General features: G+C 60.7%; 25 protein-coding genes. 11 read left to right on the top strand and 14 right to left on the bottom strand.

Going from position 1 to position 23,638, the window contains the following annotated elements:
* Positions 1 to 23 precede the first annotated feature (23 nt).
* A complete protein-coding gene (locus tag WH7805_RS10165; RefSeq protein WP_006042994.1) occupies positions 24 to 524 on the bottom strand; it encodes a histidine phosphatase family protein in 501 nt (166 codons plus the stop codon).
* Positions 502 to 2,172, bottom strand: coding sequence for a DUF3352 domain-containing protein (locus WH7805_RS10160; RefSeq protein WP_006042993.1), 1,671 nt, complete (start codon positions 2,170 to 2,172; stop codon positions 502 to 504). Before WH7805_RS10160 ends, WH7805_RS10165 begins: the two co-directional genes overlap by 23 nt.
* A gap of 37 nt (positions 2,173 to 2,209) precedes the next feature.
* On the opposite strand from WH7805_RS10160, the gene WH7805_RS10155 reads away from it, so the two are divergent.
* Both WH7805_RS10155 and hrcA read left to right on the top strand, forming a co-directional pair.
* A complete protein-coding gene (locus WH7805_RS10155; RefSeq protein ID WP_006042992.1) occupies positions 2,210 to 2,560 on the top strand; it encodes a rhodanese-like domain-containing protein in 351 nt (116 codons plus the stop codon).
* 94 nt (positions 2,561 to 2,654) lie between these two features.
* Positions 2,655 to 3,647: a heat-inducible transcriptional repressor HrcA gene (gene hrcA, locus WH7805_RS10150; RefSeq protein ID WP_038005373.1), complete on the top strand. Its 993-nt coding sequence runs from the start codon at positions 2,655 to 2,657 to the stop codon at positions 3,645 to 3,647.
* A 21-nt stretch (positions 3,648 to 3,668) separates the two neighbouring features.
* Here hrcA and trpB read toward each other — a convergent pair whose 3' ends face one another.
* Complete coding sequence (gene trpB / locus WH7805_RS10145; protein WP_006042990.1) at positions 3,669 to 4,919, bottom strand: tryptophan synthase subunit beta; 1,251 nt, start codon at positions 4,917 to 4,919, stop codon at positions 3,669 to 3,671.
* Positions 4,920 to 4,957: 38 nt separating this feature from the next.
* On the bottom strand, positions 4,958 to 5,917 hold the full coding sequence (locus WH7805_RS10140; protein ID WP_006042989.1) for a class I SAM-dependent methyltransferase: 960 nt from the start codon (positions 5,915 to 5,917) through the stop codon (positions 4,958 to 4,960).
* A gap of 634 nt (positions 5,918 to 6,551) precedes the next feature.
* On the opposite strand from WH7805_RS10140, the gene WH7805_RS10135 reads away from it, so the two are divergent.
* Positions 6,552 to 6,875, top strand: a complete 324-nt coding sequence (locus tag WH7805_RS10135; RefSeq protein WP_006042987.1) for a translation initiation factor — start codon at positions 6,552 to 6,554, stop codon at positions 6,873 to 6,875.
* Between the two features lie 65 nt (positions 6,876 to 6,940).
* On the top strand, positions 6,941 to 7,588 hold the full coding sequence (gene cysC, locus WH7805_RS10130; RefSeq protein WP_006042986.1) for an adenylyl-sulfate kinase: 648 nt from the start codon (positions 6,941 to 6,943) through the stop codon (positions 7,586 to 7,588).
* Here cysC and WH7805_RS10125 read toward each other — a convergent pair.
* Both WH7805_RS10125 and purE read right to left on the bottom strand, forming a co-directional pair.
* Positions 7,569 to 8,648 (bottom strand): AI-2E family transporter, encoded by a 1,080-nt coding sequence (locus WH7805_RS10125; protein ID WP_006042985.1) that lies wholly within the window; start codon positions 8,646 to 8,648, stop codon positions 7,569 to 7,571. The genes cysC and WH7805_RS10125 overlap by 20 nt on opposite strands.
* A gap of 56 nt (positions 8,649 to 8,704) precedes the next feature.
* Positions 8,705 to 9,262: a 5-(carboxyamino)imidazole ribonucleotide mutase gene (purE, locus tag WH7805_RS10120; RefSeq protein WP_006042984.1), complete on the bottom strand. Its 558-nt coding sequence runs from the start codon at positions 9,260 to 9,262 to the stop codon at positions 8,705 to 8,707.
* A gap of 61 nt (positions 9,263 to 9,323) precedes the next feature.
* Here purE and WH7805_RS10115 point away from each other — a divergent pair, with 61 nt between their 5' ends.
* Together WH7805_RS10115 and bchM are read left to right on the top strand one after the other, a co-directional pair.
* Positions 9,324 to 10,478: an N-acetylglucosamine-6-phosphate deacetylase gene (locus tag WH7805_RS10115; RefSeq protein ID WP_038005367.1), complete on the top strand. Its 1,155-nt coding sequence runs from the start codon at positions 9,324 to 9,326 to the stop codon at positions 10,476 to 10,478.
* 26 nt (positions 10,479 to 10,504) lie between these two features.
* A complete protein-coding gene (gene bchM, locus WH7805_RS10110; RefSeq protein WP_006042982.1) occupies positions 10,505 to 11,221 on the top strand; it encodes a magnesium protoporphyrin IX methyltransferase in 717 nt (238 codons plus the stop codon).
* A 285-nt stretch (positions 11,222 to 11,506) separates the two neighbouring features.
* Here the strand turns inward: bchM and WH7805_RS10105 are convergent, their stop codons facing one another.
* The 3 genes from WH7805_RS10105 to WH7805_RS10095 are packed head-to-tail and all read right to left on the bottom strand — an operon-like array spanning position 11,507 to position 13,740.
* Positions 11,507 to 12,427, bottom strand: coding sequence for an RNA pseudouridine synthase (locus WH7805_RS10105; RefSeq protein ID WP_232198993.1), 921 nt, complete (start codon positions 12,425 to 12,427; stop codon positions 11,507 to 11,509).
* A 50-nt stretch (positions 12,428 to 12,477) separates the two neighbouring features.
* Positions 12,478 to 13,191, bottom strand: coding sequence for a response regulator transcription factor (locus WH7805_RS10100; protein WP_006042980.1), 714 nt, complete (start codon positions 13,189 to 13,191; stop codon positions 12,478 to 12,480).
* A 33-nt stretch (positions 13,192 to 13,224) separates the two neighbouring features.
* Positions 13,225 to 13,740, bottom strand: coding sequence for a hypothetical protein (locus tag WH7805_RS10095; RefSeq protein ID WP_006042979.1), 516 nt, complete (start codon positions 13,738 to 13,740; stop codon positions 13,225 to 13,227).
* A 23-nt stretch (positions 13,741 to 13,763) separates the two neighbouring features.
* Here WH7805_RS10095 and WH7805_RS10090 point away from each other — a divergent pair, with 23 nt between their 5' ends.
* On the top strand, positions 13,764 to 14,945 hold the full coding sequence (locus WH7805_RS10090) for a cysteine desulfurase family protein (protein WP_006042978.1): 1,182 nt from the start codon (positions 13,764 to 13,766) through the stop codon (positions 14,943 to 14,945).
* 84 nt (positions 14,946 to 15,029) lie between these two features.
* Positions 15,030 to 15,788, top strand: a complete 759-nt coding sequence (locus WH7805_RS10085; RefSeq protein WP_006042977.1) for a hypothetical protein — start codon at positions 15,030 to 15,032, stop codon at positions 15,786 to 15,788.
* Here the strand turns inward: WH7805_RS10085 and rsmH are convergent.
* Positions 15,774 to 16,712 carry a 16S rRNA (cytosine(1402)-N(4))-methyltransferase RsmH gene (gene rsmH / locus WH7805_RS10080; RefSeq protein WP_006042976.1) on the bottom strand — a complete coding sequence of 313 codons (939 nt, stop codon included), beginning with the start codon at positions 16,710 to 16,712 and terminating at the stop codon, positions 15,774 to 15,776. The two genes, WH7805_RS10085 and rsmH, sit on opposite strands and share 15 nt — an antisense overlap.
* 44 nt (positions 16,713 to 16,756) lie before the next feature.
* On the opposite strand from rsmH, the gene WH7805_RS10075 reads away from it, so the two are divergent.
* Both WH7805_RS10075 and WH7805_RS10070 read left to right on the top strand, forming a co-directional pair.
* Positions 16,757 to 17,941: an NAD(P)H-quinone oxidoreductase subunit H gene (locus tag WH7805_RS10075; RefSeq protein ID WP_006042975.1), complete on the top strand. Its 1,185-nt coding sequence runs from the start codon at positions 16,757 to 16,759 to the stop codon at positions 17,939 to 17,941.
* On the top strand, positions 17,931 to 18,392 hold the full coding sequence (locus tag WH7805_RS10070) for a thioesterase family protein (protein WP_006042974.1): 462 nt from the start codon (positions 17,931 to 17,933) through the stop codon (positions 18,390 to 18,392). The genes WH7805_RS10075 and WH7805_RS10070 overlap by 11 nt, the downstream gene beginning before the upstream one ends.
* A gap of 167 nt (positions 18,393 to 18,559) precedes the next feature.
* Here WH7805_RS10070 and WH7805_RS10060 read toward each other — a convergent pair whose 3' ends face one another.
* From WH7805_RS10060 to menA, 4 genes are read right to left on the bottom strand one after another with little or no spacing between them, the layout of a single operon-like run.
* The gene (locus WH7805_RS10060) at positions 18,560 to 18,838 is read right to left on the bottom strand and encodes a TM2 domain-containing protein (RefSeq protein ID WP_006042972.1); all 279 of its coding nucleotides are present in this window, start codon (positions 18,836 to 18,838) and stop codon (positions 18,560 to 18,562) included.
* Entirely contained in the window at positions 18,807 to 20,126 is a 1,320-nt protein-coding gene (locus tag WH7805_RS10055) for an AMP-binding protein (RefSeq protein WP_006042971.1), read from the bottom strand. Before WH7805_RS10055 ends, WH7805_RS10060 begins: the two co-directional genes overlap by 32 nt.
* A complete protein-coding gene (gene menC / locus WH7805_RS10050; RefSeq protein ID WP_006042970.1) occupies positions 20,123 to 21,139 on the bottom strand; it encodes an o-succinylbenzoate synthase in 1,017 nt (338 codons plus the stop codon). The genes WH7805_RS10055 and menC overlap by 4 nt, the downstream gene beginning before the upstream one ends.
* Before the next feature lie 4 nt (positions 21,140 to 21,143).
* Entirely contained in the window at positions 21,144 to 22,124 is a 981-nt protein-coding gene (gene menA / locus WH7805_RS10045) for a 2-carboxy-1,4-naphthoquinone phytyltransferase (RefSeq protein ID WP_006042969.1), read from the bottom strand.
* Positions 22,125 to 22,194: 70 nt separating this feature from the next.
* On the opposite strand from menA, the gene WH7805_RS10040 reads away from it, so the two are divergent.
* Positions 22,195 to 23,634 carry an isochorismate synthase MenF gene (locus tag WH7805_RS10040; RefSeq protein ID WP_006042968.1) on the top strand — a complete coding sequence of 480 codons (1,440 nt, stop codon included), beginning with the start codon at positions 22,195 to 22,197 and terminating at the stop codon, positions 23,632 to 23,634.
* Positions 23,635 to 23,638 lie beyond the last annotated feature (4 nt).

The raw sequence follows: 23,638 nt of genomic DNA, 5'->3' as shown, positions 1-23,638 counted from the left end.
TCTCCCTACTGCTCAATGGCAACTTAAACGGAGCCAGGAAGCAGGAGTCGTGGCCTCAGCAACGCCTGAAGCTGAGCATGTCCGAAGGGGTCGCAGGACAGGTCGTCCCAGCAGAGGTGGCAGAACCCCGCTTTGCGCAATCGCAAACTCCCAGGCGCAGCACCGATGAGTGCAGCGGCCAATCCGCTCAGATCGGGTTCATGGCCGACCAAGAGGCAACGTCCGTGAACAGATCTCACCAGAGGCCTTGGATCACCCCCGGGCGCGAGAGCGGACTCGACCTGGACAGCGGAAGCCAGGCCGGCCTGAACCGCCAGCTCGGCAGTCTCGACTGCACGCCTGTATGGACTGCAGAGCAACAGGTCGGACTGATACCCCAACTTGCTGAGGCGATCAGCCACCGCGAGAGTGCGCTCCACCCCGAGCTCCGTCAGTGGGCGATCCGGATGGTCCTGGTCATGGTCCCGTTCAGCAGCGATGCCATGACGGAACAGGAAAAGATCAACCGAAATGAAGTCGGGCATGCAGACGCAGGCTGCTCGACTCTCCACTTTGGTCCGACGTCAGATCTGGCGCTGCCACCAGAGTGAGGCTCTGCACCGCAGGGCTCAGTGATCGTCCTCCCAGGCCCTGGAGCAGAGTCCATGGACGCCACTTCCCGAGACCATCACGCGCCGGTTCGGCGGCGAGGGCAAACTGTTGCGTGATCGGTGCCTTGGCCAGGTTCCGCAGCACCTGGAGTTGCTGCTTAAGACCGCTCGGATCGCCCCCACTACGACGCTGGCGAAGTCCCTCAAGGGTCTGTCCCCACCAGTTCAAGCCAGCATCCTGTTCCAAAGCCACGGCAAGATCCGCCGTCAACGACTCCTCACCATGGCGTCGCTGACGCACCAACCGGGTCCAGACCTCAAGCGATTGCCCATCGGCATCCAGCGTGGATCCCACGAGTCCGTCCTGCTCAAGCTTGCTGCTCACGGCCTCTGATGGTGGTGCATCCGCGCGGCTCCCGAGAAGCCAACCCGCCTCACCCTGTTGCAGAAGCAGTGGACCGGAGTCGAGGGCAACGACGGCCGCCGCCCCTTCAGCAGCGGCGGAGTCCAGCGTCCGTTGAAGCACAGGGGCAATCCACTGCGCCAATGGATTGCGGCTATCCGGATTCATCAATGCCTGAGGCGCTGACAACAGCGCCAACATCTGAGCGTCACCCCCTGTGGCGTCAAGAAGAGCCTCGGCATCAGAACGTCCATCCGCCCCAGGAACCACCGCGTCCTGAAAGCGAACCAAAGCCTTCAGGTCAAGATCCGTTCCATGGGTCACCAGGCCAGCGACCAACCCGGTGAGATCACCACGCTCTGCGATCACCGTCGGAACGCCAAGCCAGCGCTGCATGGCGGCCGGGCTTGCCGTGAGAAAGGCCACACCGGAACCGAACGATGTCAGATCATCGGCGAGACGTGCATCACCTTGAAGGTTCAAACTCTCAAGCTGCGACACATCCAGGGCCTGTTCCAGCACACCTCGACCGGAAGCCAGGAGCAGCAGGTCATCGTCGATCAATGCCGTGGCAATCGGCTGAGGATCGCGACCCAACAGGGCACCCCGACCACTGATTACGCCCATGCCTCGATAACGGGTGATCTGCAAGTCAGTCCCAGCCAGGCTGCGTGTTTGCCAAAAACGCTGCAAAAAGCGTCGAGCTCCGTCGTCGTCCTGACTGGACAGGGCCAGAACCCAGCCCAAACCGCCCTGATCGTCAGCGTTGGAGCTGCTTTGATCCAACACGGCAAAACTGACCTGTGGGCCGATCCAGTTCACCAGTTCGTCATTGAAATTCAGCCCGGCCAAAGCGAAGGCACCATCGCGGAGCTGGCGTGTGCTTTCGCTCGCGGCCTCTCTCTGACGCACCGGAGCGACGGCTCGGGCATAGGCCGGGATGCGAGACGGATCCACCAGCCAATTCAGGGTGAGTTCAGCATCACGAGGCATGAATCGAGCCGCCCGGTTGAGCTCCAGCGGTCGATCAACGATCCGTAGCGGACTCTGTTGTGCCATCACCCACCACACCCCAAAGGCCAGGGTGAGGAGCACCATGGCCGATGCAACCAGAGCGAGCAGGAACGAACGCCCTTTCATGGACTGGCGGTGGAGGACATCACTGTCATCTTCATGCATCCAGGGTTCATGGCCAGCCCGGAGCCAGACTGATGGGATGAATCAACGCACCCCTCAACCCCTGAAAGCCACTGAGCTAGAGGCCTGGCTGCAAAAGAAGCCTGAGTTGTCTTTGGTCGACGTTCGTGAACATCGAGAACTAGCGATCGCCGCATTTCCTTATCCAGTGGAACATCTGCCTTTAAGCGCAGCGGAGCAGTGGATGGATGAGATCGACCAGCGACTGCCGGCTTCTCGGACCGTGGTTGTGATCTGCCATGCAGGGGTGCGCAGCTGGAACTTCGGATGCTGGCTCCTGGAACGAAATCCCTCGCAGGACGTTTGGAATCTGGAGGGCGGCATTGACGCCTGGAGTCTTGCTGTGGATTCAACTGTGCCCCGCTACTGAGGGTGATCCCGCCATGAAGCCCACATCGGATTCATGGTGGTCACGTTCGAAACCAGAGAATCATTCGTACGATCAATCCACCTCAACAGTTGCTGTGGAGCTCCTGCCCCAACGCCAACAGGACGTGCTTCAGGCCACGGTCCATCACTACGTGGACACGATTGAACCAGTGGGGAGCAAAACCCTTGTCCAGCGTTTTGGGCTCCAGGCAAGCTCAGCCACAGTGCGTTCCGCGATGGGAGCCCTTGAGCAAAAAGGGTTGCTGGTGCAGCCCCATCCATCGGCCGGTCGGATTCCCAGCGCGAAGGGATACCGACACTACGTGGACTGCTTGCTGCCGAAGCCTGGAGCCGCCGTTCACCATCTCGAACAGGAACTCACCCAACTGAGCTTGCGCTGGGCTGCACTCGACGATCTGCTGCAGCAGCTAGCAAGACGTCTGACCGATTTCACGGGGCTCATGAGCCTGATCACCGTGCCGCAACCGACAGAACGGCGACTGCATGCGATCCGCCTGGTCCGAACAGAGGAGAGGCTTTTGGTCATGTTGGTGGCTGATTCCAGCCAGACCCATCACCTGAATTTGCGCTTACCCCACGGCAGTGCCCATCAGGTGGCAGCCCTCGAACGTTGGACCGATGACCAACTACGTCGATCCGGACAGCTCGGCTGGGAGTCCCTGCCCCAGCAGCTGCAAACCTGTGGTCAGGCGCTGAGGGAAGCCCTAGAGCACAAGGATCCCTTTATTGGTCCTAGCGAGCAGGGCGCTCACGTTCACGGCGTCTCCAGGCTGGTGGCGCAGCCAGAGTTCAGCGACAGCGCCAAGGTGCGCCCCCTCCTGGATCTGATGGATTGCAATCCAGCCGCCTTCATCCCGAGTGATCCCTCCCGTGATGACTGTGTCTGGATCGGTGGGGAGCATCCCCACACGGCCCTGAGCGACTGTTCCGTGATTCAATCCAGCTATCGCAGCGGAGGAGGTGGTGTCGGGCAGGTTGCGCTGGTGGGCCCGATGCGCATGGCTTACGCCACGGCACGTGCTGCCGTTCAATCTGTAGCGAAACACCTCAACAATCTTCTGAGCTGATTGAACAATCTCAGAGCTGAATCAGAGAGCGTCTCCGAGGCGTTCAGCCACGGTGTTGACGTCCTTGTCGCCGCGTCCTGAGCAATTGAGAACCACTTCGGTCCCCGCAGGGAGTGTGGGGCAGAGAGTTTCCAGCCAGGCGAAGGCATGGGCCGTTTCCAGAGCAGGGATGATGCCTTCCAATCGACTCACGAGCTGAAGGGCATCCAGCGCCTCCGCATCGGTGACGGCTCCATATTCCGCCCGTCCAATCTCGCGCAGGTAACTGTGCTCAGGGCCGACACCCGGGTAATCAAGACCGGCACTGATGGAATGGGCTTCCTGTACCTGACCGTCCTGGTCTTGCAAGAGAAGACTCATCGCCCCGTGCAGCACACCAACCCGACCTTCCGTAATGGTGGCTGCGTGGCGGCCGGTGGCCACGCCGTCACCTGCGGCTTCCACACCGATCAACCGCACATCCGTGCATTCAACGAAGGGATGGAACAGACCCATCGCATTCGATCCTCCGCCGACGCAGGCCATCAGCACATCAGGAAGCCGTCCGAACGCTTCCCGGCACTGCTGCCGCGTTTCCTGACCGATCACAGCGTGAAAGTCGCGTACCAGCATCGGATAGGGATGAGGACCTGCCACTGACCCAAGGATGTAATGGGTGGACTCCACGTTGGTGACCCAGTCGCGGATCGCCTCACTGGTGGCGTCTTTGAGGGTGGCCGTCCCTGCGGTGACTGGCTGCACGGTGGCCCCCAACAGGCGCATCCTGAACACATTCAGGGCCTGGCGGCGCATATCTTCAGCACCCATGTACACCACACAGTCCAGGCCGAAACGGGCGCAGACCGTGGCGGTAGCCACACCATGCTGACCGGCACCGGTTTCAGCAATGATCCGCTTCTTACCCATGCGCAGAGCGAGGAGAGCCTGACCCAGGGCGTTGTTGATCTTGTGGGCGCCGGTGTGATTCAGGTCTTCACGCTTGAGCCAGATGCGCGGACCACCATCAGCACGGCGGTAGTGCTCGGTCAGACGCTCCGCCTCATAAAGCGGTGTTGCCCGACCGACATAGCTCTTCAGCAGCCGATTGAGCTCCGAGGTGAATGCAGGATCCTTCCAAGCCTCAGCGGCCGCCTGTTCCAGCTCGGCCAGAGCGGGCATCAGTGTTTCAGGCACATACTGACCGCCGTAGCGCCCGAAGCGACCCTCGCGAGCAGGACGGGAGCTGACGGCGAGGTCAGCAGCAGAGGGTTTTGGCGGCAGGGTGCTGGTCACGAAGCAACGGACCGCGCACGCGACCCTTGAGCGATACCTCAGCGTAAGCAGGCGATCACGCGATGCCGTGGATCACAGGCTTTGATCCGCAGATTTCTGAAGCCGACGGATTGCAGAGCGTCGTCCATATCAAGGCTGAAATAGTGCTCGATATAAGGCTCCGTACTTTTGAGGAGGGTGGCAACCGCAGCAGGCAGACGCTGCAGAACCGACGACGCAGGGTCCTGATCCACCATCACCAGTGCACCACCAGGACGCAGCAGCCGAAACGCCTCCGACAGCACGGCATGAATGGCGCTCTGAGGCAATTCATGGCACACAAACTGAAGACTGATCAGGTCGATTGAACACTCCTCCAGGCCCGTCTTTTCGGCCTTGCGATGCAGCCAGCCATCCACGACTCCTTCGCCATCTCGCACTCTGGCCACAGCGAGCATCTCGGGAGACAGATCCAGACCCTGGATGTGCACTGATGACTCGCGTCGCTTCTCGGCACGCAGGCGCAGCCAGCGGCTGAGATGCTGGGTGCTGACCCCCACAGAACAGCCCAGATCGAGGGCTTGATGCACGGGACCGATCAGCAACGGTTCCACCACCTCATGGATCGCATCCCGCAGACGGGTCTGAGCAATCAGCGGGGGCAGAGTCTCATCGGGCCAGATGCGCAGAGCCATCGCATCAGTGGCCTGCTCAGCCTCCGTTGCGGCCTGCCAACAGAGATTGCCTTGTTCGTAAGCATGGAATCGAACGCGGTAATAGTCAGGCGGCACCAAGCCGGGTGTCGTCACGTCCGCCAGCAGTGGGCTCGCTTGATGAAGCAACGTCTTGCGGCGGGCCCGCCAGGGGATTCCATTGCGTTCAGCCGTACGGATGATCAGCTGCCGGGCCTGAAAGAACAAAGGTCGCCGCAGCCAGCCGATGTTGATCAGCCGCTCAATCCACAGCCCCAGACCTTGGCTCGAATCAGCCCATTGCGGTTGCTGAACAACTGACTTCATCTCAAGAGCTCAATCTCTTCAGACAACAGTCTGAATGCTCGGGAACGACGGTGGGCTGGAGATAAAGTGATACCGACAGCAGGTTCAATCGCTGCCCTCAAAAACCAGCATCAATTGCCAAGTCCCGGATCAAAGGCGTTGGGATCGCAACAAATCCTGAATCAGAGAAGATCTTGAGCTGAGCAGGAACAACCAATCAACCCAACTGAGACAAGCACAAGAGCGCTGGTTACGAATCCCCCCCCAACCTCAAGCCTCAAAGGCATTTAGCGACATTCGCAACCAAAACACATATCAAACATTTTAGGCAAGCAGACAAGCCCTAGCTGAATACTTAGAAGCACTATCTCACTTTTGATACAGGATTCTCCAAATTCAGGAAACCAACGAATCACAGCAATAACATGATTAGCCTCATCGACAAGTTGGCCGTCCACGCCAGCGATCCCCCCTAAACCAGAGAAACATCTATCCCGTTGATTTCAACCCTGGTCTCATCGTTCACCCTCAAGCCATGCCTCGACTGATGAATGTTGTTGATCAGATCGCGAATCACTAGTCCAAGGTTTTCCACAGCAGTACTGGGTGAAGCACGAAGCCTTGGGCAAGACTGGCTTGAGCGATCGAGAGTTCCATGCCGAAAGGTGGCTGGCGAGAATTCAGCAGCAGTGAAAGCCTCCAACGACCTGAACCAACCACGGCTGGCACCCCCCGTTCCCAGCAGATTGTTCGGGTGCAGCCGACCCGAGGCGGAAAGGGAGGAAAGACGGTGACCGTGATTCGGGGGTTGCAACTCGATAACGCTGAAATCAAGGCACTGCTGAAAAAACTTAAGAGCCGTATTGGCAGCGGTGGCACCGTCAAGGAGGGCGAGATTGAGCTTCAAGGCGATCAAGTGGATCTAGCTCTTGAGCTCCTCACTCAAGAGGGCTTCAGGCCCAAACGATCCGGTGGGTGAATCGGGAGTCAACTGATTGTCGAGACGCAGGCCTGGGAGATAATGGCGGCCCGAATCGCTGCGTCATGCCCTCAACACCCACCTACGGTCAACTCACCAACCAAGGCGCTTCCACCAACATCGCCTGGCACCACGCCTCTGTTGACCGCAACGCCCGAGCTGAACAGCGCGGACATCGCAGTGCCATCCTCTGGTTCACGGGATTGAGCGGAGCCGGGAAAAGCACCTTGGCCAATGCGGTGAATCAGGCCCTGTTTGAACGCGGGTTAGCCACCTATGTGCTGGATGGAGACAACATCCGACATGGCCTCTGCAAAGACCTGGGCTTCTCAGACGCAGACCGCGAAGAAAACATCCGCCGCATCGGTGAAGTAGCCAAGCTCTTCTTGGATTCTGGCGTGATTGTTCTCACTGCTTTTGTCTCCCCCTTCCGAGCTGATCGCGATAAGGCCAGAGCCTTGGTGGAGGACGGTGACTTTCTCGAGATCTTCTGCTCTGCTGACCTAAGCGTCTGCGAAGAACGCGACACCAAGGGCCTTTACGCCAAGGCAAGAGCAGGCGAAATCAAAGAGTTCACGGGAATTTCCAGCCCATACGAAGCTCCTTCAGATCCCGAACTCTCCGTCGACACCGGAGCCGGTGATCTCGAGAGCTGCGTGAATGAGGTCGTCGACGCATTGGTCAGCCAGGGAATCATCCCCGCTCAGGCCTGATCAGGTCACCACTGGCCGGGATGCCTTGACGCTCTGCCCAGGCATCCACCAATGTTTTGAGGCAACTGGCCACGGGAACAGCCAGCAGCAAACCCAGAAGCTCGCCGAAGCCATAGAGCTCTCCTGCCTTGGCGCCGATGGGAAGGGCGATCAGCAACCAGGCCGGCTGGAGACCCACGATGCTGCCCATCAACCGGGGTTGGATCACCTGATCCACCAATTGTCCGACAAGGATCGCCGCCACTAAGATCTCAAGCCCTGTCTTGGGATCCTGAAAGGCAAGAAGTCCGCTGACCGCGATGATCGTGAGGGCGCTTGCGTAGGGAATCAGTGTGGTGAATCCGATCAGAACGGCGAAGAGAACTCCATAGGGAATTTTGAGCACAGTGAAAACGACGATCTGCCCAACCGCCAGGATCAAAGCCAGCAGGACCTGACCGGCAAAATATCCCCGGAATGTGCGTGAGAGCGTGCTGGTCACCAGTTCACGCCAATCCGTGGGAAGCCATCGGGCCAGGCCAGCCGCGATCGAGCGGCCACCCAGCAGGAAGAACACCGCCAACACCAACACAATCACGGTGTTGATGGTGGTTCCCAGGGTTGCCCCAAGGATGCCGAGCAGCCTCTGGCTGATCTGGCTGGCCACCCGACCGGCTCGGGTGAGGAGATCACTGCTCAGATCACCGAATTCACTGGGCAATCCCCTCGCATCAGCCAAGGATTGAAGGCTTGTGATCCAGCCCTCGGCCTCGCTGAGCAGGCCAGGCAAGGCATTGATGAGCTGCCCGAGCTGATCGATCAACAGAGGAACCAGGGTGATCCCCGCGAACACCAACGCACTGATGGTGACCAGAGTCACCATCACGATCGCCATCCACCGGGGCAGGCCGCGGCCGGTGAGCCAAACGCAGGGAATATCGAGCAGAAAAGCGATCAGTGCCGCCGTGAGAAAAAGGCCGGGAAACGGAGCCAACGGAACCGTGAGCTGCCGCAACACAAACAGATTCAGCGTGAGCAAGGGCAATGCCAGGCTCCAGCGGATCCAGCCTGGACCATTCATGGGCCGTTGTCTGTTTTGGGAATTGTGACCGCGAAAGTCCACAATCCATACCTCTGTCAGCGATCGGTGGCCATGGCGTCGAGATAGGCCGCAGACCCGAGCTCGACCAGGCGTTGATCCTTCGCGGTCACGGCGTCGTGAAGCTGACGTCGATAAGCCCCGAGACGCTCCGACAAGGCGTGGTCTTGGAGCGCCAGGATCTGCGCCGCCAGCAACCCAGCATTCAGCCCGCCCCCGATGGCAACCGTGGCCACGGGAATGCCACCCGGCATCTGCACAATCGAATGGAGGGAGTCCACACCGGACAGGGCCCTGCTGCGCACCGGCACGCCGATCACCGGCAAGGTGGTGAGAGACGCCACCATTCCTGGCAAGTGAGCGGCGCCGCCGGCACCGGCCACGATCACCTGCAGACCGCGGTTACGGGCCTCACGGGCAAAGTCCACCATCTCCAGGGGTGTGCGATGGGCCGACAACACGCGCACCTCCACAGCAACGTTCAGCGTCTCCAGAACCTCAACCGCCGGATGAAGGGTGGGGAGATCGGAATCACTGCCCATGATCACGGCCACCTGCGGTGACATCGGTGACTGAACTGGATCGGAAGGCGTCATGGCAACAGGCAAAACGCGCAGGGAAGGCGAGACTTCCATCGTCCCGCACCAGACCGCCCGCATGCGCCGGATCACCCACGTGCGACTGCCTCAATGCCCTGGGTCAACACCAAACCAGGACCTGCACTGGCTGATTCTGAATGAACAAGGCGTGATCACCGAGATCGGTCCCATGCCAGCGATGGCGGCCATGGCAGGAGAGAGCTGGAACGGAGACTGGCTCAGTCCACGGGGGATTGACCTGCAGATCAACGGTGGGCTTGGTCTTGCCTTCCCTGAACTCTGCGTCGACGATCTCCCCCGACTGCTGCAGCTTCTCGAGCAGTTGTGGCGTGATGGTGTCGAGGCCATCGCCCCGACCCTGGTCACCTGTGGCGTCGACCCCCTGCGCCGCGCACTCTCCGTGCTGCGCCAAGCCAGGAGCCTGCACAAACCGGGCCGCTGCCGCCTGCTGGGAGCGCACCTGGAGGGTCCTTTCCTAGCAACAGAGCGCCGGGGCGCTCACCCAAGCGAACACATTGTCCAACCCAGCCTTACGGAGCTGGAGAGACGGATCGCCGGATTTGAAACCGAGATCAGCCTGGTGACGCTCGCCCCGGAACAACCCGGGGCAGATCGCATGATCAGCCATCTGACCACCCTCGGGATCACCGTGGCCCTGGGCCACAGCACAGCCACCGCCGGCCAGGCCGCTGCAGCCTTCGATCAGGGGGTCAGCATGCTGACCCATGCGTTCAACGCCATGCCTGGCCTGCATCACCGGGCGCCTGGCCCCGTGGGGGAGGCCTGCCGTCGCGGCGGCATTGCCCTGGGCCTGATCGCCGATGGCGTTCACGTGCATCCCACCATCGCGGTGTTGCTGCAACGCATGGCCGGCGATCAGATCGTGCTGGTGAGTGATGCACTCGCGCCCTATGGGTTGGCGGATGGTGAGCACCGCTGGGACGAGCGCGTGCTGCACGTGCAAGACGGAACCTGCCGACTGGACGACGGAACCCTCGCGGGCGTGACCCTGCCCCTGCTGGCCGGCTGTTGCCGGCTCGCCCTCTGGAGCGGCGATGCGGATGGGGCAATCTGGGCCGCGACGATGGCACCGAGACGGGTCATCGGCATGGATCACAGCGTTGAGGGGCTGGTGGGGCAACCCATTGACCATCTGCTGCGCTGGGACCTGAGCGAAGCGGGGGCATCCCTTGCCTGGCGTGAAGCTGCTTAAGATCCCGCCGACGCACCACCAAGCCGATGACCCCTGAACAGCAGCTGAAGGACAAGCTGGCCGAGAAGCAGGAGGTGAAGGGGTATTTCGAAACCACAGGCTTCGATCGCTGGAATCGCATCTACAGCGAATCCGACGACGTGAACAAGGTGCAGCGCAACATCCGCATCGGCCATCAGAAAACCGTGGATGAAGTGCTGGCCTGGATCAAAGACAGCGGCGAATTCAGCGACGTGAGCTTCTGTGACGCTGGATGCGGTGTAGGCAGTCTCAGCCTGCCCTTGGCGGCGATGGGCGCAGGCTCGATCAGCGCCAGCGACATCTCCGAAGCAATGGCCCAGGAAGCGGAACGCCGGGCCCGCGAGGCCGGCCTCGACATGACCAAACTCAACTTCTTCGCCAGTGACCTGGAAAGCCTGAGCGGCGCCTTCCACACGGTGTGCTGCCTGGATGTCTTCATCCATTACCCCCAGGCAGCCGCTGAAGAGATGGTGAAACACCTCTGCAGCCTCAGCGAGCAACGGCTGTTGGTGAGCTTCGCCCCTTACACCCCACTGCTGGCGCTCCTGAAGAGCATCGGCCAGTTGTTTCCAGGCCCCAGCAAGACAACCCGTGCTTACACCCTGAAAGAGGAAGGCATCGTCAAGGCTGCGATGGCCTGTGGCTACGAGCCTGTTCGACGGAGCCTGAACAAGGCACCGTTTTATTTCTCGAGACTGATCGAATTTCGCAAGAAAGAATGATCAGGAGCCGAAGCGATTGAACAGCTTGAACTCAGCGACAGGGGCTTAGTGCTTCACGGGAATGATGTCGCTGATTGCCAAATTCATGGTCCCAGCGTTTGTCATGACCTACATCTGGGCAGCATCAGCTTGAAGATGTGCCAGCAAACAGACCTGCAGATTCCCATTTTTTAAACACAACGTTTCCCTTTTGCGACACTTCTCTTTTCCCCGTTGCGCACCCAGCAGCCAAGAGGAGTGAACTCAAAGCAACAACAGACAGTGAGCAACGCACGACCAATAGCCTTACAACTCTTGACTCGCGGCCAGCAGCAGTTCACCCGGGGCAAACCCAGACCCGGCTACGCAGCTGAGATGCAGGCCGTTCTCCAATGCGAGTGTGTGGGCATGCAGCCGATAGCCACCATCCCCAGGGACAGCGGCAGCATTGATCCGTTGCTGCGGCAGGTACAGCGGATCCCCGAGCAAGGGTGACCCCAACTGAGCCAAGTGAATGCGAATCTGATGCGGGCGTCCGGTGCTGATGGCCACCTCCACAAGATCGCCTTGATCACAGCGCTTCAGAAGGCGAAGCTCACTGCGGGCATGCAGGCGCCTTCGCAGAGGCTCGCCGTCGAAAGGATCAGGCCCCCAGACCCATCCCAGGAGCGGATGAACACGCTCCACCACATCGGTGGTCACCACCAGCGGCTGGTCCGCACGCAACCCCTTCACTGGGTTGGCCCAGGCCAGATAGGTCTTCCGGCAACCACCCTCCGGCCGGAACTGCCGGGAAAGCTCGGCCCGCGTTTGCGGTCGGCGTGCACACACCTGAAGCCCTGACGTGAACCGTCCCAAACGATGCACCGGCTTGGGAACCTGGCTGGCGCCAGCCGATCGACTGGCCTCCATCAACAAGGCCGAGAGGGTGTGCTGCAGAAATCCGCCGCCAGGCATCACCGGTAAACCTGAGGGCTTGTTAATGACCAGCACGTCACCATCGTCGTAGACGACGGACCACTGATCCGGGATCGCAGGCTCAAGCCATGGAGGTCGTCGCCATTGCACGACATCCCTTGAACCCACAGGCACATCGTTCTGAAGTGACTGTCCATTGAGAAGCAATTCACCGGAGCGGATCCGGCTGTCCCAAACGTCCCTGGGCGAGTGGCCATACCGGCTGGCCATCACTGCACTCAACATCCGACCCGACTCGGACCTATCCATTCGATCCGAATAGGTCCAGCCCTGATTCAATGCGGCTGGTCGCCAGCCCTTCACTCCACCAGGCGATGCTGCAGGGCGTAGCGCACCAGCTCTGTGCGACTGGAGGTGCCGGTTTTGATGAACAGACGACTCACGTATTTCTCAACGTTACGGATCGACGTTTCCAGCTGCCTGGCGATTTCCTTATTCATCAATCCTTCGGCGACTAACTGAAGAACACTGCTCTCGCGTGGTGTGAAGCTGTGCTGCACGGGTTCCTGCGCAGGAAGCGCCTCCGCCTGGGCCAGCAGCGAACGGATTTCGGTGATTTGCTTCGCCATTTGCCCCATATCAGCATCAGCAAAACGTGCTGCCTCCTGGAGCAGTCGCTGCTGGCGTTGAGCCACGTTGCGAACCCGCGCGACCAATTCATCGGGGTCAAAGGGCTTGGGAATGTAATCGTCAACTCCTGCGAGATACCCCTGCGTGCGGTCAGCGGTCATTCCCTTGGCCGTCAGGAAAATCACCGGTGTGCCTCCCAGCCGTTCATCAGCCCGCAAGCGCGTGAGCAGCCCATAACCATCAAGGCGGGGCATCATGACATCGGTGATCACCACATCCGGCAGCATCTGCTGGGCTTTGCTGAATCCCTCCTCACCATCCACAGCCGTGGTCACCTCGAAACCTTCGTCCTCGAGGTAGGCCTGAACGGCGGAACGCAGACCGGGTTCGTCGTCCACCAGCAACAGACGAACGGGTGGCTGCTCGGGCACTGAAGCAGTCATGACCTGTACGAGTCTGGGCGGAATCTAAGTGGGTCAGCCCCCAGGTAACCGCAGCACCTCCTGGGATTCGATCAGCAGAGTGGAATAACCGAGTTCTCTGGCCTTATCGGTCAAGGAAACAGGATCCTGTCCTGCCAGTTCGGGATGGCAGGCCGCCCACCACACCAGATGATCTTCCCTGGCTGTGGCGCGCACCGGGCCACCGGGATTGAGTTTGCGGATGTAAATCGCTTCTTTATCACGCGTGACCCGTACCGGCTCCTCGGCACTGCAGTCGACCGACTCACTGGGAATCAAGAGGTTGTCGGAGTATTCCTGCCACAACTTGAATTGGCGCAGCTCTGGATTGGACGGATCGCGTTTGATCGCAAAAATCCCCAGGGTGTAGTCATCGCCCACATCCTTGCCTTTAAGGACGACAAGATCCAAGGGACGCATGGATTTCATCTGTTCAAGGATCTCGTCCCGGCTAATCCCCTCAGCCATCAAGGGTTGTACGGCAGACACGGCCAATAGGCCCAAAATGGAGACCAGCCGAAGGGGACGCATCGCATCGATCACAACGTCCCACCATGCTGCCAACAACCACTGACGATTTGATCCCAGGCGACCTGATCCAGCTGGACCATCAGGCCACAACTCCCTGCCATCCCCTAGTGGTGCAGGCGATGGAGCCTTGGTGGCAGCAGGAATGGGGAAATGCTTCAAGCCGGCAACACCGACTGGGACTCACCGCAGCAGCTGCCGTGGCTTCAGCGCGCCACAGGCTGGCCTCCCATCTTGGAGTGGAGGATGACGAGCTGATCTTCACCAGCGGGGCGACGGAAGCCAACAACCTCGCTCTACTGGGCCATGCCCGCGCCCGTGCCAAGGCGGAAGGGCACTGCGGCCATGTGATCACCGTGGCTACGGAGCATCACGCTGTACTGGATCCCATGCATCAGCTCCAGCGCGAAGGCTTCGAACTGACTGTGCTGCGTCCACAGGACAACGGCCTCATCAATGCAAATGCCTTGAGCGGCGTGCTTCGCGACGACACGCAGCTGGTGAGCGTGATGGCAGCCAACAACGAGATTGGAGTGATCCAGCCATTGCAAGCGCTTTCGGACGTCTGCAAGAGCAGGGGCATCACTTTGCACACCGATGCGGCCCAGGCCTTTGGGCACGTGCGACTGATCCGGTCGGATCTGGGTTGCGATCTCATCAGCCTCAGTGCCCACAAGCTGAATGGCCCCAAGGGAATCGGCGCGCTGGTGAAACGCCGAGGAGTCTCGATCCAGCCTCTGCTTTGGGGAGGCAGCCAGGAACAGGAGCTCAGGCCGGGAACCTTGCCCGTGCCTCTGATCGTGGGCTTCGCTGCAGCGGCGGACCTCGCGCATGCCGACCTGGAGACCCGGCAGCACCAGCTCAGCGTTCTCACAAACCAGCTGTGGAGGGGCCTGAAATCACGCCATCCCCAGCTGCTGATGAATGGAGCTCATCAGCCTCGACTAGCCCACAACCTCAACATCACCGTCCCGGATGTCTCGGGCAACCGTTTGCATCGATGCCTCAAGCGCTCTCTGGCCTGCAGCAGCGGCTCCGCTTGCAGCAGAGGGAAACCGTCCCACGTCCTGCAGGCGATCGGTCGCAGTCGAGTTGAAGCGGAAGCCTCCTTACGTTTGAGCCTGGGTCGAACCACAACAGCCACAGACATCAATCGCGCTGTGGAGGTGATTGCAGCATGCATCTCCCAGCTAGACGGGAGCCAATGAGCAAGCCAAGCGTTTGAACACATCACAAAACCTGGAAAAATCCGTCAAAACGGTTACCTTCCGAACAATTGAGAAGCCTGTTCCATGACAACAGCACCCAGCAATGGACGGCTTCACGTTCTTCGAGCTGTTGAAGACGGCTGGAGTGCGTTCACGAAAGCCCCTTGGTCTTTCATCCTTTTCACTCTGCTTGTTGGCATTCTTTCAGTGATCTTTCAGCTGGTCGCCAATGCGCCCAGTACATACATCGAAGGACCAATCGTCATTCTCTTGACCATCACAGGAGTGATTGGATCGGTATTGATCAACCTTTGGGGAGTGATTGGCATGGTGCGCGGATCATGGATTGCCCTTGAGGGAACAAAACCTGACTTTTTAGATTTTTCTCGCTGGGATGGTTCCGCAGCTGGTCGGCTGTTCGTGCGTTCGATCGCGCTGAATATTGTGTTTTTAGTCATTCTGGCCGTGGGACTGGGTGTGGCCTTCGGACTTGGCCAACTCAATGAAGCATTGATCTGGCTCCCAGGAATCATCACGCTGGTTCTGTTCATCTATCTCTCGGTGAACCAGATGTTCTTGCCCTATGTGGCCCTACTCGAACAGCACAGACCTTTTGAAACCATTCAGCGCGGCCGTGATGCCGTTGATCCATCTTGGTGGTGGGTGGTGCTGCTGTTGATCGTCGATGCTGTGATCATCGTGATCGGCACGATTCTCTGCGGAGTGGGCCTTCTGGTGGCCGCCCCGGTGGTGGCCTGCATCACAACGGCGGCTTACCGCCAGCTCTTCGGAACAACCGATCACACTGGCTTGCTCAGAAGCGACGCTTCAACCACGCTCTGAACTGTCGACTGAAGCTGATCGACGCCTGGCAATGCGCAACTTGGCGCTGCGGCTTCGTGCATTTCTTTCCTGTTCATCTTCAGAGGCCGTCAGCGGTCGGCGGGTGATGCGTTCCAACCGTTCATCCTGCAAAAAAGCTGTCTTGACGCGCCGATCTTCAAGAGAATGAAAGCTGATGATCGCCAGCATCCCGCCAGGCTGAAGCCAGTCCGGGGACTGCTCAAGCAAGCGATCGAGCGCTGCCAGCTCGTGATTCACGGCAATGCGCAGGGCCTGAAACGTACGCGTCGCCGGGTGGATCCGCCCACGTCGGGCCTTGGGTGGGTAGCAACCGGCGATCGCGTAGGCAAGCGCGGCAGTCCCTGAATAGGTCCCCTGCACCGCCAGATCCGCCTTGATCCGGCGTGCGATCCGGCGAGACAGGCGTTCCTCGCCATAGGCGTAGATCAGGTCAGCCAGGTCGGATTCCTTCAAGCGTTCGATCAACTGCGCCGCCGTCTCACCCCCACCCTCCGGATTCATGCGCATGTCGAGGGGACCATCGAGGCGAAAACTGAACCCCCGCTGCGCCACATCGAGCTGGGGACTGCTGACGCCAAGGTCCGCCAGAACCAGGGATGCCGACCCAGGAGGGCTGTAATCAGCAAAGTTGGTGGCCACGATGGTGACCCGTTCCTGCCAGGGGCGGAGACGCGCTGCGGCCGCCGCTCTCGCTGTGGCGTCCTGGTCGAGCCCGATCAAGCGCAACCCTGGATAACGGTCCAGCAACAGACTGCTGTGCCCGCCTCCGCCCAGGGTGGCATCCACAACCAGGCCAGACTGCCAGTGGTCACTGGGCTCCTGGTCCAACGTCTTCAACAGAACATCGGCCAGCACCGGCACATGCTGAAAGGCTGAATCGGTCTCGGGAAGCTGATCGGGCATGGGTCCTTCCTAAGATCCCAACACGAATGTTCTGTACCGGCCCCATGACGCAGCTGGAAACGCGCACGGAGCCGATGGTGGTCAACTTCGGCCCCCATCACCCCTCCATGCACGGGGTGTTGCGGCTGGTGGTGACCCTTGACGGCGAGGACGTCGTCGATTGCGAGCCAGTGATCGGCTATCTCCACCGCGGCATGGAGAAGATCGCGGAGAACCGCACGAACGTGATGTTCGTGCCCTATGTGAGCCGCATGGACTACGCGGCGGGGATGTTCTACGAGGCCGTCGTGGTCAACGCCCCGGAAAAACTGGCCAACATTCCAGTGCCCAAGCGCGCCAGCTACATCCGGGTGCTGATGCTGGAACTGAACCGCATTGCCAACCATCTGCTCTGGCTGGGTCCCTTCCTGGCTGATGTGGGCGCTCAGACTCCCTTCTTCTACATCTTCCGGGAAAGGGAGATGATCTACGACCTCTGGGAAGCCGCCACCGGCCAGCGGCTGATCAACAACAATTACTTCCGCATCGGGGGCGTGGCCGCCGATCTCCCCTGGGGCTGGCTGGAGAAGTGTCGTGATTTCTGCGACTGGTTCGGCCCGAAGATCGATGAATACGAGAAGCTGATCACCAACAACCCGATCTTCCGGCGCCGTATTGAAGGTCTGGGTGTAATCGGCAAGGATGAAGCCATCAACTGGAGCCTCTCCGGGCCGATGCTCAGAGCGTCAGGCGTGCCCTGGGACCTGCGCAAGGTTGACCATTACGAGTGCTACGACGATTTCGATTGGGATGTGGCCTGGGAGAAGGAAGGCGACTGCTTCGCCCGTTATCGGGTGCGCATTGAGGAGATGCGCCAATCCCTAAAGATTCTTCGTCAAGCCTGCGACATGATCCCCGGTGGGCCCACCGAAAACGTGGAAGCTCGTCGTATGGCCGAAGGTAAAGACAGCGAATTCGCCGGTTTCGATTACCAATACGTGGCCAAGAAAGTGGCTCCCACATTCAAGATTCCGAACGGTGAGCTTTACACCCGCCTGGAATCAGGCAAAGGGGAAATCGGGATTTTCATCCAAGGGAATAACGACGTCACTCCCTGGCGTTTCAAGATTCGGGCCGCGGACAGCAACAACCTGCAGATCCTTCCCCACATCCTCAAGGGACACAAGGTGGCCGACATCATGGCGATCCTTGGTTCGATCGACGTGATCATGGGATCCGTTGATCGCTGATTCCTCCAGCTGGCTGAAATTGTCAAAAAAGGTGCGCTTCGGCGACACCGACGCTGCTGGTGTGATGCATTTTCATCAGCTTTTGCGTTGGTGCCACGAGGCCTGGGAGGAGAGCCTTGAGCGTTACGGCGTTGAAGCCCATGCTGTGTTTCCAGGCTGCCGCGGCCAGGAGCGATGGCCGGAGATTGCCTTACCGGTGGTGCACTGTCGTGCCGACTTTCTCAAGCCGGTGCATGGCGGTGATCATCTCCAGGTTCTGGTTGTTCCCCAGCGGCTCGATCCAGGAAGCTTCGAAGTGCATTATCGCTTCCAATTGGATGACCAGGATGTCGCCCACGGCTCGATTCGTCAGCTAGCGATCAGCAACACATCCCGACGGCGGTGCGCACTTCCGGAAGCGATTGATCGATGGCTAGAAGCGTCTTCCCTTGGAAGCATCAGTGGCCTCTGAAGCCCGCACCCAGAGAAGTGCAACCACCTGCAGAGGGGCCAGGCTGAGGAGAACACCAAGAGGATGAAAACCATCCAGAGACTGGGAGGCAAACAGCACACAACTGAGGGCAGCCGCCGGTAAAAAAAATGCGACTCCACGCTTGGGCCCCAAAGGAACAGGTTTGATCAAAACCATTGCTTCCGAGCGTCGATATAAAGCTCACGGAATTCCTCGGGGGTTTTTGTGAGATAGATGATTCCCTCGATCAGTCCAATCACCCCCATCACAAACGAGGCGACACCACAGGTGACCATGCCACCGGCAATAGTCACCACCAACATGATGATGCCGGCGTTAGTGAAACCAAGAACAAATTTGTGCGCGCCGAAGGATCCAAGAAAGACGCCCAGCAAACCCGAGGCAAGCTTCCTGTTACTGATCTCGGTGTCGGAGAGCGTAGTCATCACAGGGCCTGGTCTGTCCCGCTTCTAGCGATCGGAGCCAGACCTGCCAACGCGCACGCTCCCATTTTCCTGCAGCCGTCGGCTCGAGTTCATCGCATTCATGCCAAGCGATTGGACGCTCCGCAGGCATCCAGTCAGACACGAGGGCTCTCAATCCCCCGAGACACCTCGCCGCAACCTCAGAATCCCCATCAGCCCCACTCCAGCGCACCAGGGCCACCAGCCGCTCGCCCCACTCGCGATCCGACACAGCCAACAGCAGCACTGCTCCAAGCGGCAGTGACGCTGAACGAGCCGCAGCCATCAACCGCTCCTCGAGCTGGGGTGGATACACCGTGACGCCTCCCGAGAGGATCGCGCCATCCCGGCGCCCCAGCACATGCAGGTGTGGCTGAACAGCTGTCTCGGAAAGCCGGGCCCGATCACCGCTCCACCACCAGCCCTGTGAATCGGAGAGCGGATGCAGCTCGCCGGAATGGTCAACCCTTGCCAAGGCCAAGCGATCACAGCGAACAGCCAGGGCTCCGTCCGCACCCACCTGGAGATCAACGTCCTCGAGAGGCTGGCCACAGCTCGTACCACCAGTCAGAAAATCCCTGGGACGTTGGGCCGTCACCATCGCGGCAGTTTCCGTTGCGCCGTAACACGGAGCCAACTTCAGGCCGGCCTGACGAGAGGCGGCAGCCAGATCCTCCGGCAAGCTCGCCCCTCCAACCCAGATCACATCCATCGCTTGCAACCAACGACGACCGCGTGGGTGAACCAGCAGACGCCGCAGCTGGGTGGGAACCAACGACAGCAGCATCGGCTTCTGCCGCCAGGCAGGGTGTTGCACGCTGCGTTCCAGCAGTCGAGCCGGGTGTTTCATCAGCGCAGGTGCCAACCAGACGTGGGCAGCGCCCCACTGGCATGCACGCCACCAGGGCATGAGTCCGCTCACATGGTGAAACGGGAGGGGATTCCAGACCAAGGCCGTGGTGGGGTCGATGCTGATGCAGCGAAGCCAGTGGGCGGTTGCCTGGGCTGAGCGCTCCAAGTTGCCGACAGGATGCAGGCAGAAGGATCGACCTCCGGTGCTGCCACCACTGGACAAGACCAGCCCAGGCCCTTCTGGCCAGCCAACAGCCTCTGGCCACTGAACAGCCTCCGGAGGCACAGATCCCCGGTCCGCCGAAGGATCACGGCCGAGCAGCCGCACCCACTGTCCCTTGCCCAAGGCCGCCTGCAGGCGGATCGCGGTGTCCTCAGGGCTAAGGGGGTCGCACAGAACGGCGACAGCTGAAGTCATGGCATTGCCTCCGACGCATGGGCCCAGACCTGCTCAGGCTCGGAGGCGAACAACGGTCCTGAAGGGGTCCAGCCAGGTGCGAAGCCGGGGGCGACAGGTGTGGGGCCCTGCTGTTGCAACTGGGCGAGCAGAGCAAGCCAGCGAGCACCGATGCCGGTTTCAAACGCCGTGCTCAGCATCAGCTTTGGTCGTCCTCTCTGCAGATCCTGAAGCAAGGGTCTCGGATCACCCTCCAACACAGGCCGCCGCACCTGCCAACCCGGCCAGTGCTCACGAAGCTCGGGGTTTAGGTCCAGGGATTCATCCAAGGCAACGGGGACCCTCTCCCCTAACCGCGACAATCCCTCAAGATCGTTGGCCGCCAGTGGTTGCTCCAGCCAATCCAAACGCGGATCGTCCGCGACGGCATCGGCCCAACGATCCGCGGTGGCCCGATCCCAGCCGCCGTTGGCATCCAGACGCAGCCGGGCCTTGTCGGGAAGATGCTGGAGGAGCAGGCTCAGCAGCCTCCACTCCAAAGCCGGCTCGGCAGCTGCCACTTTCCACTTCAGCGTGAGCGGCTCCACCCTGCACGCTTCGCCCGCAACCTCCCCATGCTGCGCGAGCAGGGCCTCAAGCGCTGCGGGCATGGCATGGCCGGCGGGGAGCAGTTGGGCCGATGGCGGCGGCGGGCGCCAACGCTGACCGTTGGCGTGGGCATCACCCACCACACCGTCGAGCTCTGCCAGCGCGGCCCCGATTGCGAAGGCCAGGGCGGCGGGAAGGGACGGCAGCAGCACCTCCAGTGCCTGACGGGAGCGGCATACGTTCAGAGACCAAGCGCTGAGGACGTGCTCACAACGATGTTGGCCGCCAGGATCGAGCGGGGACACCTCCCCCCATCCCATCGATCCGGAACCAGAATCAACAATCCGAAGCAACCAGCCTCGGCGCCTCTGCCAACTCCCACGGGAGGTCACAAGCGGCCGACTCAGATCAAAGGCGTAGGGACGAAACGCCAGCTGCAGAGTCATGCCTTCAGATCAGCTGATGAACAGCGGCCTCGAACCGGGGTCCGATCGCCAAGCCGACGCTGAGCCCCACCCCATTGAGCGCCTGGAAGCGCAGGGCCAGGAATTTGCTGCCGGCGATCCTCTCCGCATTCCGGTGGTGGTCGCGCAGCAGACGGATGAGAGCTGAAGCTGCAGGCAAGCCCAGGCCTCCCAGCAAGGCCGTCAGCGGCCAATGTCCATCCAGAACCGGCACCCATTCCAGAGCGAGGGTGCCCGCAATGAACCAGGGAACGAGCGCCGCAGCGCGGGCCGTTCCCATCCGCACCACGGGCGAGCGCTTGCCGTGACGAGCATCCGTCTCCACCTGATGGAAATGGGAGCAGAACAGCACCAGGGTGGTGGCGATCGCAGGACCCGATCCGAGCGCCAGGGCTGAGGCCCAGGGCACCGTTGCCATCGCGGCGACAGGCTGAACCGGGGTGAGCACCATCAGAGCTGATGCAGTGGCCAGTGGACCAAAGGCCATCCAGCACAGGGGCTCACCCAGTCCGAGGTATCCCAAACGAAAGGGAGGACCCTGATAGAGGTAACCCAGAAGGCAGCACAGCAGCACCAGGCCCAGCACCCAGACGCTGCTGCGCAAGGCGATCACCGCCATCAACAGCAATCCCGCCACCAGGGCGCCATGCGCCAGCTGGCGGACCGGCCGTCGTCGTCCCAACAACGCCACCACGGAATGGGGTTTGCCCTCAACATCCACCCCGGTGTCGGCATCGAATAGATCGTTGCTGAGATTTTCCCAAAGCAGCAGCAAGACGGCTGCCACAAGAAATGCGATGGCCTGTCCCCAACGCACCGGAAGGCCGGCGCCGATCCTCCAGCCCAGGGCCAGAAGCATGGGCATCACCGCCACGGAGTACATCGGCCACTTGATAGCCGCCTTCCAAAGACGCCGTCGTTCCGCATCCGGGGAGTGAAGGGTTGCAACAGCCTGGCGATCTGACATGGACTGGACCCCTTGAGTCCTCATCAAGACTCATACATTTGAGCAGCACCCTTTCAACACTGCCGCCCGGATGTCGGCCGAGTCCTTCCCCAGCTCGATGGCGATGCGCTTCGGCGATCGGCTCCAGCAGGCCCTGCAGGCCTGGGAGCAGCGCCAGGGTGAGGACTGTGTAATGAGTCTGGCCGTCCCCATCGGCGGCCTCGATCCCCTGCGGCACCTGCCAGACCTGCGATCCTCCGACCCCTTCCGCTTCCTCTGGGACGGGGCACCGGGTCTGTGCCTGGCCGCGTCTGGTCGCTGCCACCACCTGGATCTCGCCGGTCCGAAACGATTCGAACTAGCACAGCGTTTCTGCGATGCCACCCTTTGCAGGGTCGTGGAAGGCTCTCCGGATGCACCGGCGCAGGCCCGATCCCGCATCCTTCTGGCCTTTTCGTTTTTCGAGCAGCCGAGCGAACAGCAGCCCAGGGGAGGCATGCCCTCCGTGCAGGCCGTGCTGCCCCGATGGCAACTGAGTCGTCAGGGTCGCCAGTGCTGGCTTCGGATCCACGGGGTCGCCCACGAAATCGAAGACGTCCGCCTGCTGATCGAAACGCTTTGGTTGATGGCCGAGCGGCTTCAAGCCCAGCCCCAGCTGTCAGAACCGTGGCCGGAAACGGTGCGGGGCAGTGTCAGCCCTGGCGATTGGGAATCGCGCTACGCGTCGGCCCTTGAACGGGGGTTGGAGCTGGTGAACCAGGGTGAACTCCACAAGCTCGTGCTGGCCGTTCGGCAATCGATTCAACTCAGCGCGCCCCTCAATCCCCTGCCGCTGCTTGATCGATTGCGGCACCAGCAGGCCGGCAGCTGTCGCTTCCTCTGGCAGCGTGACGCGCAGGACTCCTTTTTTGGAGCCTCTCCTGAACGGTTGCTCAGTCTGCGCAATGGACAACTCCGCAGCGATGCTCTGGCCGGGACAGCCGGTCGGCTTGAAACCGGAGAGTCGCTTCTGAATTCCGAGAAGGACCGCAGAGAACATGAATTAGTGGTGCAGGCGATCACTGATCACCTGAAGAGCCTCGGGCTGACCCCCCGCAGACCAAGGCGCCCCCAACTCGCTCGGCACGGACGGTTGATGCATCTCCACACGCCAATTACAGCGGCGGCCGAGGAACAGTTGCCGCTGAGTCTGGCTGGTGCCCTGCACCCCACACCAGCGGTAGCAGGTCTCCCCAGACGCCAGGCCATGGGTTGGCTGCGCAGCCTTGAGCCCTTCGAGCGCGGAGGCTATGCGGCTCCAATCGGCTGGATTGACAGTGCCGGCGACGCCGAACTGCGGGTTGCCATCCGCTGCGGCCACGCCCACGGTTCTCAACTCGACCTCACCGCTGGAGCCGGACTGGTGAGGGGGTCAGTGGCGGAACGGGAGCTGCAGGAAGTTGCTCTCAAACTGACCGTGCTGGCCGATCAGTTGGACCTCCAATCACAACAGGGTTCCAACCCTCTCGATCCTCCGTTGCCTCGCCTGTGACGCG

The sequence above is a fragment of the Synechococcus sp. WH 7805 genome, from assembly GCF_000153285.1.
GTDB lineage: Bacteria > Cyanobacteriota > Cyanobacteriia > PCC-6307 > Cyanobiaceae > Synechococcus_C.
Note: the sequence above shows the minus strand (reverse complement) of the source record. Positions and strands in the feature narration are given on the sequence as shown.